The organism is Polaromonas sp. P1_F6 (genome assembly GCF_056405695.1).
The window spans coordinates 1,009,834-1,023,963 of record NZ_JBFUBQ010000001.1; the positions used below are offsets into that span (position 1 = coordinate 1,009,834).

Genomic DNA, 14,130 nt, shown 5'->3' on the forward strand with positions numbered 1-14,130 from the left:
CATGACCCAACAAGACCCTCCTGCTTCCGAATCTGCGGACACACCTCGTGAGCCGCAGGACAAGGTGCTCATAGAGGAGCAAGCCTTGCAAGATTTGCCGGAAGCAATAGCACGCTCCGAGTCCGGCCCCGCGCAAGCCATCCGTGCTCCAGCGCCGCGGCCTTCAGCCGGCCGCAACGCCCCAGCCCCGGGTGCCATCCGGTTTGAGGATGTCGTGACGGGGCAATTCGATGCTGATGAGGAAGACGTTGCCTTGGCATTGCCCAAGCGAGTGCTCGCGCCCCAGCCCGAAACCCCCAAGTTGCACAAAGTGCTTGCCCAGGCGGGGCTGGGTTCACGGCTGGAGATGGAGCAACTGATTCTGGAGGGGCGAATCTCGGTCAACGCTGAGCCTGCCCATATAGGACAACGCATCCAGTTTGGCGATACGGTCAAAGTCAATGGCAAGCCAATCCGGGTGCGTATCGACCCACCGCCGCCGAGGGTGATTGCCTATCACAAGCCCACCGGAGAGGTGGTCACGCATGATGACCCGCAAAACCGTCCGACCGTTTTTCGCCGTTTACCCAAGCTGTTCCAGGGAAAGTGGCAATCGGTCGGTCGCCTCGACTTGAATACGGAGGGCCTTCTGCTGCTGACCAGTTCGGGTGAATTGGCCAACAAGCTGATGCATCCGCGTTTCGGCCTGGAGCGTGAGTACGCTGTCCGTGTGCTCGGTGCGCTCAGTAACGAAGAGAAAAAACGTCTGCTCGAAGGTGTGAACCTGGATGACGGCATGGCCCAGTTCAGCTCCATTGAAGCCGGAGGGGGGGAAGGCGCTAACTGCTGGTACAAGGTCACCATTTCCGAGGGGCGTAACCGCGAGGTCAGACGGATGTTTGAGGCAGTGGGGCACGCTGTCAGCCGCCTTATTCGCATCCGCTATGGGGCCATGGTTCTCCCGCGCGGCCTTAAGCGTGGCGCGTTTGTCGAGCTTGATGAGCGCGATATTTGGGCCCTGACAAACGCTTTGACCCGTTCTGAATCTCGCGCAGTGCTTGAGGGGGCGCAGGGAGCCGGCATTCATGGGGAGGGGGGTGAGCCACCGAGACGGGGACCGCGCCGAAACGAACGACAGCGCGGGGACCGCGGACGGCCGTCAGCGCCAAACAGCGAAGCATCTCAAGCGCCGGTACAAGGCGGATCGGGGGACGATCAGGAGATTCATGATCCACATGAGTTGCAACCGCCGCTGAATCTTAACGATTCTGCATCCCGTGGAAACCGGCGCCGCGGTGGCAAGGGGCGCAACCAGGGCGGCAATCCGGGTGGTGGTTTTAGGACCGGCCAGCCGCAAGGCAACGGCAATGGAGTACAGGGACAAAAACGGCGGGATGACCGTGGTGACAAAGCTGCCGGAGGAGCGCAGCCCGATCCTATGAAAACCTCATTTGGTTATATCGGTGCGGACACTTTTACCCGGCAGCGACAGGGGCAAGGCCAGGGTCAGCAGCGTCGCGGGGGCGGTGGTACGGGCGGAAACGGTACCGGTGGACCGCGCCGCGGCGGTGCCGGTGGTGGAAACCGGGGGGGCGGCAATCGCGGCGGTGGGAGCCGTGGCGGAAATCGATGACCCCGCAGAGGCACCTCAAACCGCAAGGTTGATTTGAGCCAATACGCCTACAGGTTAAAATCATGGGCTTTATTCAAATTTTTGAATAATTTACGACTCCAAAAAATTTAAGTTAAGGAAATCTCATGGCAATCGAGCGCACTCTCTCCATCATCAAACCCGACGCCGTGGCGAAAAACGTCATTGGGCAAATCTATGCGCGTTTTGAAGCTGCTGGCTTGAAGATTGTGGCCGCCAGGATGGCTCACTTGTCGCAAGGCGAGGCTGAGGCTTTTTATGCGGTGCACAAAGAGCGCCCATTCTTCAAGGACCTGGTTTCCTTCATGATTTCCGGTCCTGTCATGATCCAGGCGCTGGAAGGTGAGGGCGCCATCCTGAAAAACCGTGATCTGATGGGAGCTACCGATCCGAAGAAGGCTGCCGCCGGCACCATTCGTGCGGATTTCGCAGACAGCATTGATGCCAATGCCGTCCATGGTTCGGATGCCGCTGAAACGGCCAAGGTGGAAATTGCTTTCTTCTTTCCCGGCATGAACGTTTACTCGCGTTAACTATGTCTCGCCCCATGCTTTGCTACACCCAGCCAGGGCCGTCGCTTGCTTGGGGCAGTTCAGTCGGTTCTCTACTGCGATGACTGCCAACCTTCTTGACTACGATCTGGATGGTTTGGCGGCCTTTTGTGGGCAGCTTGGTGAAAAGCGTTTTCGCGCCACACAGCTTTTCCGCTGGATCCACCAAAAAGGGGTTGCGGATTTCGGGCAAATGACGGATTTGGCAAAATCCCTGCGCGACAAGCTGGCAGGATCAGCTCAGGTCGTAAGCCCCACGGTGGTTTCCCGGCACGATTCCGCCGATGGCACTATCAAATGGTTATTTGATGTCGGTGCAGGCGATATCATTGAAACTGTTTTTATTCCCGAAACCGACCGAGGAACATTGTGCATTTCCTCGCAGGCCGGTTGTGCTGTTGGTTGCCGGTTCTGCTCCACGGGTCATCAGGGTTTCAGCCGTAACCTGACCACGGGAGAGATCGTTTCCCAGCTATGGTTTGCCGAGCATTTCCTGCGGCAACATCTAGGCAGGGATGAACGGGTGATTTCCAACGTCGTCATGATGGGCATGGGTGAGCCCCTGCAGAACTACTCGCAGCTCCTGCCAGCCCTGAAGGTCATGCTTGACGACCATGGTTATGGCCTATCACGCCGACGGGTGACGGTATCGACATCGGGCGTTGTGCCCATGATTGATCGGTTGGCCGGGGACTGCCCGGTAGCCTTGGCTGTATCGCTGCATGCACCGGAAGATGGGCTGCGCGACAACCTTGTGCCTTTGAATAAAAAATACCCCATAGCCGAACTGCTTGCGGCTTGTACCCGCTATCAGTCATCGGCACCCCGGGACTTCATCACGTTTGAGTATTGCATGCTCGATGGTGTGAACGACCAGCCAGAGCATGCGCGTCAGCTCGTATCGCTGGTTCGGGCCCAGGCAGCGCAAGGGCTCTCCTGCAAATTCAACCTGATTCCCTTTAATCCATTTCCGGCTTCGGGGTTGAAGCGTTCTGACATGCCGCAGGTGATGGCATTTGCGAAAATCCTGATGGATGCGGGTATTGTGACAACCGTCAGAAAAACCCGGGGGGACGATATCGATGCAGCTTGCGGGCAACTGGCTGGCGATGTACAGGACCGCACAGGTGTGGATCAGCGCATGGCGGCGCAGCGGCAAGGTATGCTCGGGGGAATCAAGGTCGTAGTGGCCAAAGGGATGGGTACATGAGATTTCGCGCCAATATGATCTGGGTTCCAGCCTGCTGGCTGGCAGTATTGCTCGCAGGATGCGCCAATCACGCAGGCGCTCCAGGGTCTCCGGGCAACCGCACTGACATTATTACGGAATCAGACGAGCCTGATCAGCGCAGGCGTGCGCGTCTTCGGCTTGAATTGGCTTCGGGCTACTTCGAACAGGGGCAAACCAATGTGGCTCTCGACGAAATCAAGCAGTCGCTGACCACGGATCCAACTTTTGCGGAGGCCTACAACCTGCGCGGACTGGTGTACATGCGTCTTAACGATATTCCTCTGGCTGAGGATAGTTTTCGCAGGGCTCTTGCATTGAATCCCCGCGATGCGGATGTTGCGCATAACTATGGATGGTTGATGTGCCAGCAAGGACGCTATAACGAGTCTTCTCGGTTCTTTGCCCAGGCCGTGGCGAACCCAACATACGCAGGCAAGGCCAAAACGCTGATGGCGCAGGGGGTTTGTCAGGTTCGTGCTGGACAGCATGCAGAAGCCGAGCAAAGCCTCCTGCAGTCTTATGAATTGGATGCAGGAAATCCTGTTACTGGTTACAACCTGGCTAGTCTTTTGAACGATCGTGGCGATCTAACTCGGGCGCAGTTTTACATACGACGACTGAACAACAGTGATCTTGCAAATGCTGAAACCCTGTGGCTAGGCATCAAAATCGAGCGTAAATTAAACAACCGGGATACGGTACGGCAGCTCGGTGATCAGCTAAAAAAGCGTTTTGCGCAGTCCCGGGAGGCTGCTGCTTATGACAAAGGGGCGTTCAATGAGTGACGCTGACGTTGTTGCATCGGCTGGGGAGGCCATATCTGGAATGGCTGCGTCTGGCGTTGACCGGGGTACTGACTTCGAGCCCACGGCAGGCACACTGCTTCGTGAGGCAAGAGAGGCTGCAGGCATCCATATCGCGGCCCTCGCAGTATCTTTGAAGGTTCCGGTAAAAAAACTCGAAGCGCTGGAGCTGGATCGCTTTGACTTGCTGCCGGATGCTGTTTTTGTTCGGGCCCTGGCTTCCAGCGTGTGCCGTAGCCTGAAACTGGATGCGGCCCCTGTGCTTGAACGCTTGCCTCAAACCAGCGCCCCCAAGCTGATATACCAAGGTGCTGGCATCAATGCACCGTTTCGCTCGCCAGGGGAAGGCCCCCGGCCTGCTGTGTGGACCCAGGTTTCGAAGCCTGCAGTGCTGGCTGGCCTGGCGTTGTTGCTTGGTGCTCTGGTATTGATTTTCCTGCCAGTCATCAAGCCGGATGCCACGAAGGGTCAGAGTGATAGCGAGATGCAAGCTGGCGGTGCCGAGGCCGCCAAACCGCTGCCCGCAGCTGTGGCGATGACGGGCGGAGGATTGGTAAACGACGCCAAGCCTGTTTTTCCCACAGAGCAGAGTCATGAGACTTTTTCAGGCACCGGTGCTGCCACGGTTGCCGGCTCTTCTGCCGGCCCTGTTGTGACGACAACTACCTCTCTACCTGGTCCGGCCGTTCAGCCTGCTCCGGTGCCAGTGGCAAGTGGTGTTGCTGCACCTGTATCGCCAGCGGCACCGGCGGGTATCGTGACTTTTCGCGCCAGAGGCGAGTCCTGGGTGGAGGTGACGGATGCCAAGGGAACGGTTGTGCTGCGCCGTACTCTGACCGCCGGAGAGGTCGCTGGGGCGTCCGGGGCGTTGCCACTGGCCGCCGTGGTGGGTAAGGCAGATGTGACGCAAGTGCAGGTGCGCGGTCAGGCTTTTGATCTGAGCAGCGTGGCCAGGGACAATGTTGCCCGATTTGAGGTGAAATAATGACGAAGGGTTGCCTCCCGATCGAGTCCGCTTTTCCCAAAGCGCGGCGCTCTCTCCAGTCACAGGTGTCATGGGGCGGCCGTATTTTGACTGTCGGCGGTGATGCGCCGGTGCGCGTCCAGTCCATGACCAATACCGACACGGTGGATGCCATTGGTACCGCGATTCAAGTCAAGGAACTGGCGTTGGCGGGTTCCGAGATGGTTCGCATCACCGTCAACACGCCGGAAGCGGCGCAGGCTGTTCCGCATGTGCGTGAGCAACTCGATCGGATGGGGATCGACGTTCCACTGATAGGGGACTTTCATTACAACGGCCATAGGTTGTTGACGGATTACCCCGCTTGCGCGGAGGCGTTGTCCAAATACCGCATCAATCCTGGAAATGTTGGCAAGGGCGACAAACGTGACCGGCAGTTTGGCCAAATGATAGAGGTTGCCATGCGCTGGAAAAAACCAGTGCGTATCGGTGTGAACTGGGGCAGCCTTGATCAGGAACTGCTGGCCAGCTTGATGGATGAGAACAGTGCGCGTGCAGTCCCTTGGGATGCCAGGCAAGTCATGTATGAAGCATTGATTACGTCCGCGATCGATTCCGCCCGGCGCGCTGAAGAAATGGGAATGCCTCGTCACCAGATCATCCTTTCCTGCAAGGTAAGCGGTGTTCAGGACCTGATTTCGGTCTATCGAGAATTGGCCCGGCGCACAGATCACGTGCTTCACCTGGGGCTGACGGAAGCCGGTATGGCCACCAAGGGCACGGTGGCTTCTGCCACGGCGTTATCGATCCTGCTGCAAGAAGGCATTGGCGATACCATTCGCGTTTCCCTAACACCCCAGCCGGGTGAGGCCCGCACCCAGGAGGTGGTTATTGCGTCAGAGATTCTCCAGGCGCTTGGTTTGCGGACCTTTGTGCCCAGTGTGACGGCATGCCCAGGTTGCGGACGTACCACCAGTACGACCTTCCAGGAGCTGGCCAAGCAAATTGACGATTTTCTGCGTGCTCAGATGCCTGTCTGGCGCGAACAATATCCCGGCGTCGAAGGGCTCAAGGTCGCCGTCATGGGCTGTATCGTCAATGGACCGGGTGAAAGCAAACATGCCGATATCGGCATCAGCCTGCCCGGCTCCGGCGAGGCGCCGGCCGCACCGGTGTTTATTGATGGTGAAAAAAGACTGACCTTGCGTGGCGACAACATTGCGCAGGAATTCCAGGTCATTGTTGAAAACTACATTGAAAAACGCTTTGGCACGCACACCGTCGCTGAAGCTGCGTAACACCCATGGTTGAAAAAGCAGCTACCGGCCCGGTAGAAAAATCCGCCGTGGCCAAAGTGAAAAAACTGACAGGCGTCAAGGGGATGAACGACATCCTGCCGCAGGAGTCGGCTCGTTGGGAGTGGTTCGAAGCCAAGGTGCGCGCGTTGATGGCCCGCTATGCCTACGCCAATGTACGCACGCCGATCGTCGAGCCGACCGCGCTGTTTGTGCGTGGTCTTGGCGAGGTGACCGACATCGTCGAAAAGGAGATGTATTCCTTTGTCGATTCGATGAATGGCGACCGGCTCACGTTGCGCCCTGAGGCTACTGCCGGTATTGTGCGCGCGATGATCGAACACAACGCGCTGTACAACGGGCCGATACGGGTCTGGTCGGCGGTGCCGCTGTTTCGTCATGAGCGGCCACAGAAGGGGCGTTATCGCCAATTTCACCAAATCGACGTTGAAGCGCTGGGCTTTGCCGGACCCGATGTGGATGCCGAGCAAATTCTCATGTGCCGAGCGCTGCTGCACGACCTGGGCATTCCGATGGAGCACGTGCGGCTCGAACTGAACAGCCTGGGCCAGCCCAGCGAGCGAATGGCGCACCGTGCCGCGCTGATCACGCACTTTGAGGCGCATGCCGGCGTGCTTGACGAAGATGCAAAACGCCGGCTGCACAGCAACCCGTTGCGCATCCTCGATACCAAAAATCCTGCCATGCAATCCGTCGTGGAAGCCGCTCCGCAGCTCATGGACTTCCTTGGCGAGGCCTCGCTGGCGCACCTGAACGCGGTGCGCGCGGTGCTCGACGCGGCAGGGCTGGCCTATCGCATTAATCCGCGCCTGGTGCGTGGCATGGATTACTACAACCTCACGGTGTTCGAATGGGTCACCGACAAGCTTGGCTCACAGGGTACGGTTTGCGGCGGTGGCCGTTACGACGGCCTGTTCGAGCAGCTTGGCGGCAAGCCAACGCCTGCGGTAGGGTGGGGCCTGGGTGTGGAACGAATGCTGCTTCTGCTTGAGGCGGTGGGCGTGTTGCCGCCGGTGAGCGGCCCCGACGTCTACGTGATCGTTCCGTCTGCCGAGATGATGCCAACCGTGATGGCAACCTGCGAAGCCTTGCGCGCTGCTGGCATCAACGTGCAGATGCACGCCGGCACAGGCGATGGCATGGGCAGCATGAAGTCCCAGTTCAAGAAAGCTGACGGTAGCGGTGCGCGCTACGCCCTGATTTTTGGCGAAACCGAGTTCGCTCAAGGCTGTGTTGCCGTCAAACACCTGCGGGGCGAAAAAGACCAAGCCTTGCAGGCCCAGGCACTCCAGCCCTTGGGGGATGTCATGGCCTGGGCTCACAGCCTGCGCGGCTGAGCCGCCACGGCCGGCCATTTGGAGTGCTGGCCGGGCCTCTACAATCACCCCAACTCAATCCGCACCATTTCCGGGGCAGAACAAAGACTTTTATGGCAAAACATCTCGATTTGGAAGAACAGGAACAGCTTGACGAGCTCAAGCACTTCTGGAAGCAGTACGGTGACATGATCACCTGGGCCCTGATTGTGGTGCTTGGCGCCTTTGCCGCATGGAACGGATACCAGTACTGGCAGCGTAACCAGGCAGCCCAGGCTTCGGTCATGTATGACGAAGTCGAGCGCGCTGTGCAGTCCGGTGACGTGGCAAAAATTGACCGCTCATTGGCCGACATGAAGGATCGTTTTGGCCGGACAACGTACGCGCAACAGGCGGGACTGCTTGCCGCCAAGGCTTATTACGACAAAGGCAATGTCGACGCATCGCGTGCTGCCCTGAATTGGGTCGCTGAAAAAGCCTCTGATGAGGGCTATCAGGCCATTGCCCGGTTGCGCCTGGCGGGGCTGCTGATTGAGAAGAAGTCTTACGACGAGGCCCTGCAGCAGGTTTCGGGCCCATTTCCGAAGGACTTCACGGCATTGGTCGCCGACCGGCGTGGCGATATTCTGGCAGCGCAGGGAAAGAAGTCAGAGGCGAAAAGTGAATACGAAAAGGCTTACAAGGGGCTTGACGAGCGCTCCGAGTACCGGCGTCTGGTTGAGGTCAAGCTCAACGCGCTGGGGGTTGATCCCAGCGCAGGGACAACCAAGGCCGATGCGCCATCAAATAAAGAGGTGAAGAAATGATTTATCAATCTTTTAGGCCTCTGGTCCAAGCGGTGCGTGCGCCGGCAGCTATTGTTTTGATAGCGATTCTGAGTGGCTGTTCCTTTTTCGGTGGCGGTCCTGCAAAACCGCAACCCGCGGAACTTCAGCCGGTCACTGGATTGGTGTCTGCGCGCCAGATATGGACCACCCGCGTGGGGCAGGTGAACTTCCCGCTTGAGATGGGGGTTTCGGGCAACACCGTGGCAGTGGCCAGTGGTGACGGCACAGTGGCTTTGCTGGATGCCCAAACTGGCCGCGATTTCTGGCGCCTTGCGCTGAATACACCCTTGGCCGCCGGTGCTGGAAACGACAGCAAGGTCGTTGCCGTGGTAACCAAGGCCAATGAAGTCATCGCGTTGCAGGATGGCAAGGAACTCTGGCGCCAAAAGCTGGGCGCCCAGGCATTTTCCGCTCCCTTCGTGGCTGGCTTGAGGGTATTTGTCCTGGCCGCAGACCGTTCGGTCACGGCCTTTGACGGGCTGACGGGTCGCAAGCTTTGGGCGCAGCAGCGGCCCAACGAGCCCCTGGTGCTTCGTCAGTCCGGCGTCATGCTGGCGGTGGGCGATACGCTGGTCGTCGGTTTGGCCGGACGCCTCGTGGGTCTTAACCCGTCCAACGGTAGCATCCGTTGGGAGGCGCCGATTGCCACGCCTCGCGGCGTCAATGACGTGGAGCGGCTCGTCGACCTGGTGGGACGTGTCAGCCGGCAGGGCGATATCGTTTGCGCGCGGGCGTTCCAGGCGAGCGTTGGATGCGTCAACGCTGTGCGCGGCAACCTGTTGTGGGCCAAGCCGGCCAATGGTGTACAGGGCATTGATGGAGACGATCGCCTGCTGTTCGGCACGGAAGCTGATGGCACTGTGAACGCCTGGCGCCGCACCGATGGTGAGCGTGCGTGGTCCACCGACCGCCTGCGCTACCGCAGCCTCACGGCGCCGGTGGTCGTCGGGCGCTCTATCGCCATGGGCGATTTTTCCGGCTACATCCACCTGCTTTCCCGCGAAGACGGCTCACTGCTCAATCGCCTGCCTACCGATGGCTCAGCCATTGCGGCAACGCCCGTGCTTGCTGGCAATACGCTGATCGCCGTGACGCAAAACGGTGGTGTTTACGGCTTCCAGCCTCAATAAGGGCCTACGGTCCTGCCAGAAACTGATTGATGAAACCTGTCATAGCGCTAGTCGGCCGTCCGAATGTGGGCAAGTCGACGCTTTTCAACCGGCTGACCAAGACGCGGGATGCGATCGTGGCCGACTTTGCCGGCCTGACGCGGGATCGTCATTACGGTAACGGGAAGCTGGGACCCCACGAATACATCGTGATCGACACCGGCGGATTTGAACCCGATGCGGCGTCCGGTATTTACAAGGAAATGGCCAAGCAGACCCGGCAGGCGGTCGCGGAGGCCGATGTGGTCATCTTTGTGGTCGACGCCCGCGCCGGCATCAGTGCGCAGGACCACGATATTGCCAAATACCTGCGAAAGCTGGGCAAACCCACCATCCTGACTGCCAACAAGGCCGAGGGCATGACTGAAGGCGTGCAGCTGTCCGAGTTCTTTGAATTGGGCCTGGGCGAGATGCTGGCGGTTTCCGCCTCACACGGCCAAGGCATGCGCACGCTGGTTGACATGGCCTTGGCGCCGCTCAATTTGCCGGATCCGGACGAAGAGGCTGAGCCTCAAGATCCTTCTGTGATTCGTCTGGCCGTGGCAGGACGCCCCAACGTGGGGAAGTCCACATTGATCAACACCTGGCTGGGCGAAGAACGCCTGGTGGCCTTTGATTTGCCCGGGACAACCCGCGACGCCATTTCTGTGCCTTTTGAGCGTGCCGGGCAGAAGTTTGAGCTGATTGACACGGCAGGACTGCGCCGCAAAGGCAAGGTTTTTGAGGCCATCGAGAAGTTTTCCGTGGTCAAGACCCTGCAGGCCATCGAAAACGCCAATGTAGTGCTGCTGCTGCTCGACGCCACCCAAGGTGTGACCGATCAGGACGCCCATATTGCCGGCTACATCCTCGAAAGCGGCCGTTCGGTAGTGCTGGCCATCAACAAGTCGGACGCTGTGGACTCCTACCAGCGTGAGCTGCTCGAGCGCTCCATCGAGACCCGGTTGGGTTTCCTCAAATTTGCCGCCATCCATCCAATCTCAGCCATCAAACGGCAGGGCCTGGGTCCGGTCTGGAAGTCGATTGTTCAGGCCCATGCATCGGCCAACCGCAAGATGTCCACACCGGTGCTCACCCGGCTACTGCTGGAAGCCGTGCAGTTCCAGCAACCCCAGCGCTCGGGTGTTTTCCGCCCCAAGCTGCGTTATGCCCATCAGGGCGGCATGAACCCACCCATCATCATCATCCACGGCAATTCGCTCGAGCATGTCACCGAGTCGTACAAACGCTATCTGGAAGGACGTTTCCGCAAGGAATTTGACCTGGTCGGCACGCCGCTGCGTATCCAGATGAAGAGCTCCCACAACCCCTTTAAAGACAAGGAATCGGCCTAGGACTACATGACCCGGGCCACGCCCTGTGGTAAGGTCAAGTTCTATTAACTTTTGAACACGGAAAATATCGTGAGCAATAACAAAGGCCAGCTCTTGCAGGACCCATTTCTCAACACCTTGCGTCGCGAGCATGTTCCTGTTTCCATTTATCTCGTCAACGGGATCAAATTGCAGGGCCAGATCGAATCCTTCGATCAATATGTGGTTCTGCTTCGCAACACTGTGACCCAAATGGTCTACAAACATGCGATTTCCACCATCGTTCCAGGTCGCGCCGTAAATTTCGCGACCAACGAGTCTGAAGAAAGCCCCGCCAGCTGAGTTCGTACGATGCTCCGGTGAGCCCGAAACCCCTGGTCCTTCTTGTAGGGGTCGATCTGGGGTTGCCAAACTTTGATGCTGATCTGCAGGAACTGGGTTTGCTCGCGCAAACAGCAGGCCTGCAGCCGGTTGCGCGCGTCACCTGCAGGCGCAAGGCGCCCGACGCCGCGCTCTTCATCGGCAGCGGAAAAGCCGACGAAATCAAGCTGATGGCGCTGGATACCGGCGCCACGGAAATTCTGTTCGACCAGTCTCTCAGCCCGGCGCAGCAGCGCAACCTGGAGCGGCACCTGGACATGCCGGTCAACGACCGGACCCTGCTGATTCTTGAAATCTTTGCCCAGCGCGCGCGTAGCCACGAAGGCAAGCTGCAGGTTGAGCTGGCCCGGCTGCAATACATGTCTACGCGACTGGTGCGGCGCTGGTCCCACCTGGAGCGGCAAACCGGCGGCGCCGGCGTGCGCGGCGGCCCGGGTGAGAAGCAGATCGAGCTCGACAAACGCATGATCGGTGACGCGATCAAGCGCACCAAAGAACGCTTGCTCAAGGTCAAGAAGCAGCGGCAAACGCAGCGAAAGCAGCGCGAGCGCCGCAATTCCTTCACGATTTCCCTGGTGGGTTACACCAACGCGGGAAAATCCACGCTCTTCAATGCGCTGGTCAAGGCGCGTGCCTACGCGGCCGACCAGCTGTTCGCCACGCTCGACACCACCACAAGGCAGCTTTATTTGGGTGACGCCGCGCGTTCCGTGTCGCTGTCGGACACGGTGGGGTTCATCCGCGACCTGCCGCACGGCTTGATTGATGCCTTTGCCGCAACGCTGCAGGAAGCAGCGGATGCCGACTTGCTGCTGCACGTGGTGGACGGCGCCAATCCTGACTACCTCGAGCAGATCGAGCAGGTCCAGCGCGTGCTTTCGGAGATTGGCGCGGCCGATGTGCCGCAAATACTGGTGTTCAACAAGCTGGACGCTATTGAAAAGGACAGCTTGCCCCTGCATCTGCAAGACATGTTCGAACTCAGGGACGCGTTTGAGGGCTCAAGCCGCAGCGTTGAACGGGTGTTCGTGAGTGCGCAGACAGGTGAAGGCCTGCCGCTTTTGCGGGCGCTGCTGGCTGGCTACGCGGTCAACCCGCCGGCCGACGAAATCCCCCAAACTGCCGAGGACCTTGCCTGATAGGGCGATTTCATTAGGCACAATGTCGGTGTAACGAAAAAAAGTGAGTTTGATCCCATGAATCTGAACCCCGTGCTGCAGACCTTGACGAGCTTGCCAGGCCGGCTCAAGCAACGCGCCCAAGGCATGTTCAACCTCAATGATCCGCGCTGGGGCCGGGATGACGACAAACCGTCTTCCGACGACGCCAAGCCCGAAGCTCCGCGGGAGGACAAACAACCGACCCGGCCCGCTAACCGCCCACAGGGGCAGGGGCCCAACCAGGGCCCGCCCGACCTGGACGAACTCTGGCGCGACTTCAATCGCAAGCTGGGCGGCCTTTTCGGCGGCGGCAAGAACAACCCCAACCGTGGTGGATTTGGCCGCGGCAATGGCGGTGGAAACAACGGCGGTAGTGGCGGCGGCTTTCAGCCCGATATGAAAAGTGCCGGCATTGGTGTCGGACTGATTGCCAGTGTCGCAGTGCTGATCTGGCTGGGTACCGGGTTTTTCATCGTTCAGGAAGGCCAGCAGGCCGTCATTACCCAGTTCGGAAAATACCACTCCACCGTGGGCGCGGGCTTCAACTGGCGGCTCCCGTATCCTGTGCAGCGCCACGAAATCGTTGTGGTCACGCAGATCCGTTCAGTGGACGTCGGCCGTGATGTCATCATCAAGGCAACGGGCCTGCGCGACTCGGCCATGCTGACTGAAGATGAAAACATCGTTGAAATCAAGTTTGCCGTGCAGTACCGCCTGAATGATGCGCGCGCCTATCTTTTTGAAAGCAAGGACCCTGCAGCGGCGGTGGTTCAAGCTGCCGAAACAGCCGTCCGTGAAGTGGTCGGGAAAATGAAGATGGATCTCGCCCTGGCGGAAGAGCGTGACCAGATCGGGCCACGCGTGCGCGCCCTGATGCAGACCATCCTCGATCGTTACAAGGTCGGCGTTGAAGTTGTCGGCATCAACCTTCAGCAGAGCGGTGTGCGTCCCCCCGAGCAGGTGCAGGCAGCGTTTGACGATGTGCTCAAGGCAGGCCAGGAGCGCGAACGCGCCAAGAACGAAGCCCAGGCATACGCCAACAATGTGATCCCGCGTGCCGTGGGTTCCGCGTCCCGCCTCAAGGAAGAGTCTGAAGCCTACAAAGCCAAAATCGTGGCCCAGGCACAGGGTGATGCCCAGCGTTTTCGTTCGGTGCTGACCGAATACCAGAAGGCGCCCCAGGTGACCCGCGACCGCATGTACACCGACGCCATGCAGCAGGTTTATTCCAGTGTGACCAAGGTGATGGTCGAATCCCGTCAGGGCTCCAACCTGCTATACCTGCCGCTGGACAAAATCATGCAGATGACGGCGCAGGGTGATGCTGGCAGTGCCGCAGAGCCCGCGCTGGTTCCCGGCGCAGCGTCTTCGCCGACGGTACCTGCCGCGCCGGTTTCCAGCTTGCCCCTCGATGCCCGCTCCCGCGATGCTTCCCGCACGCGCGATCGTGAAACACGCTAAGGAAGACG

13 protein-coding genes are annotated in these 14,130 nt (G+C 59.2%); all 13 read left to right on the top strand.

Annotated features, from left to right (window positions below):
* The first annotated feature begins 1 nt into the window (after position 1).
* Positions 2-1,612 (top strand): pseudouridine synthase, encoded by a 1,611-nt coding sequence (locus tag AC1DY9_RS04625; protein WP_457280667.1) that lies wholly within the window; start codon positions 2-4, stop codon positions 1,610-1,612.
* Positions 1,613-1,737: 125 nt separating this feature from the next.
* Positions 1,738-2,163 carry a nucleoside-diphosphate kinase gene (gene ndk, locus AC1DY9_RS04630; protein WP_457280668.1) on the top strand — a complete coding sequence of 142 codons (426 nt, stop codon included), beginning with the start codon at positions 1,738-1,740 and terminating at the stop codon, positions 2,161-2,163.
* A 79-nt stretch (positions 2,164-2,242) separates the two neighbouring features.
* Positions 2,243-3,391, top strand: a complete 1,149-nt coding sequence (gene rlmN, locus AC1DY9_RS04635; RefSeq protein WP_457280669.1) for a dual-specificity RNA methyltransferase RlmN — start codon at positions 2,243-2,245, stop codon at positions 3,389-3,391.
* Positions 3,388-4,197: a type IV pilus biogenesis/stability protein PilW gene (pilW, locus tag AC1DY9_RS04640; protein WP_457280670.1), complete on the top strand. Its 810-nt coding sequence runs from the start codon at positions 3,388-3,390 to the stop codon at positions 4,195-4,197. Before rlmN ends, pilW begins: the two co-directional genes overlap by 4 nt.
* Entirely contained in the window at positions 4,190-5,200 is a 1,011-nt protein-coding gene (locus AC1DY9_RS04645) for a RodZ domain-containing protein (RefSeq protein ID WP_477665911.1), read from the top strand. Before pilW ends, AC1DY9_RS04645 begins: the two co-directional genes overlap by 8 nt.
* A complete protein-coding gene (gene ispG, locus AC1DY9_RS04650; RefSeq protein WP_457280672.1) occupies positions 5,200-6,477 on the top strand; it encodes a flavodoxin-dependent (E)-4-hydroxy-3-methylbut-2-enyl-diphosphate synthase in 1,278 nt (425 codons plus the stop codon). The genes AC1DY9_RS04645 and ispG overlap by 1 nt, the downstream gene beginning before the upstream one ends.
* A 5-nt stretch (positions 6,478-6,482) precedes the next feature.
* Positions 6,483-7,832, top strand: a complete 1,350-nt coding sequence (gene hisS, locus AC1DY9_RS04655) for a histidine--tRNA ligase (RefSeq protein ID WP_457280673.1) — start codon at positions 6,483-6,485, stop codon at positions 7,830-7,832.
* A 92-nt stretch (positions 7,833-7,924) separates the two neighbouring features.
* Positions 7,925-8,617 (top strand): YfgM family protein, encoded by a 693-nt coding sequence (locus AC1DY9_RS04660; RefSeq protein WP_457280984.1) that lies wholly within the window; start codon positions 7,925-7,927, stop codon positions 8,615-8,617.
* Entirely contained in the window at positions 8,614-9,768 is a 1,155-nt protein-coding gene (gene bamB, locus AC1DY9_RS04665) for an outer membrane protein assembly factor BamB (protein ID WP_457280674.1), read from the top strand. Before AC1DY9_RS04660 ends, bamB begins: the two co-directional genes overlap by 4 nt.
* 29 nt (positions 9,769-9,797) lie before the next feature.
* On the top strand, positions 9,798-11,141 hold the full coding sequence (der, locus tag AC1DY9_RS04670; protein WP_457280675.1) for a ribosome biogenesis GTPase Der: 1,344 nt from the start codon (positions 9,798-9,800) through the stop codon (positions 11,139-11,141).
* 51 nt (positions 11,142-11,192) lie between these two features.
* Positions 11,193-11,462 carry an RNA chaperone Hfq gene (gene hfq / locus AC1DY9_RS04675; protein WP_411883131.1) on the top strand — a complete coding sequence of 90 codons (270 nt, stop codon included), beginning with the start codon at positions 11,193-11,195 and terminating at the stop codon, positions 11,460-11,462.
* A gap of 17 nt (positions 11,463-11,479) precedes the next feature.
* Positions 11,480-12,640: a GTPase HflX gene (gene hflX, locus AC1DY9_RS04680; protein WP_457306705.1), complete on the top strand. Its 1,161-nt coding sequence runs from the start codon at positions 11,480-11,482 to the stop codon at positions 12,638-12,640.
* Between the two features lie 57 nt (positions 12,641-12,697).
* A complete protein-coding gene (gene hflK, locus AC1DY9_RS04685) occupies positions 12,698-14,122 on the top strand; it encodes an FtsH protease activity modulator HflK (RefSeq protein ID WP_477649226.1) in 1,425 nt (474 codons plus the stop codon).
* Positions 14,123-14,130: the final 8 nt, after the last annotated feature.

Excerpts from the sequence above, each read along its gene's own strand:
- AC1DY9_RS04625 (WP_457280667.1), top strand. The coding sequence starts at position 2 with ATGACCCAACAAGACCCTCCTGCTTCCGAATCTGCGGACACACCTCGT.
- ndk (WP_457280668.1), top strand. The coding sequence starts at position 1,738 with ATGGCAATCGAGCGCACTCTCTCCATCATCAAACCCGACGCCGTGGCG.
- rlmN (WP_457280669.1), top strand. The coding sequence starts at position 2,243 with ATGACTGCCAACCTTCTTGACTACGATCTGGATGGTTTGGCGGCCTTT.
- pilW (WP_457280670.1), top strand. The coding sequence starts at position 3,388 with ATGAGATTTCGCGCCAATATGATCTGGGTTCCAGCCTGCTGGCTGGCA.
- AC1DY9_RS04645 (WP_477665911.1), top strand. The coding sequence starts at position 4,190 with ATGAGTGACGCTGACGTTGTTGCATCGGCTGGGGAGGCCATATCTGGA.
- ispG (WP_457280672.1), top strand. The coding sequence starts at position 5,200 with ATGACGAAGGGTTGCCTCCCGATCGAGTCCGCTTTTCCCAAAGCGCGG.
- hisS (WP_457280673.1), top strand. The coding sequence starts at position 6,483 with ATGGTTGAAAAAGCAGCTACCGGCCCGGTAGAAAAATCCGCCGTGGCC.
- AC1DY9_RS04660 (WP_457280984.1), top strand. The coding sequence starts at position 7,925 with ATGGCAAAACATCTCGATTTGGAAGAACAGGAACAGCTTGACGAGCTC.
- bamB (WP_457280674.1), top strand. The coding sequence starts at position 8,614 with ATGATTTATCAATCTTTTAGGCCTCTGGTCCAAGCGGTGCGTGCGCCG.
- der (WP_457280675.1), top strand. The coding sequence starts at position 9,798 with ATGAAACCTGTCATAGCGCTAGTCGGCCGTCCGAATGTGGGCAAGTCG.
- hflK (WP_477649226.1), top strand. The coding sequence starts at position 12,698 with ATGAATCTGAACCCCGTGCTGCAGACCTTGACGAGCTTGCCAGGCCGG.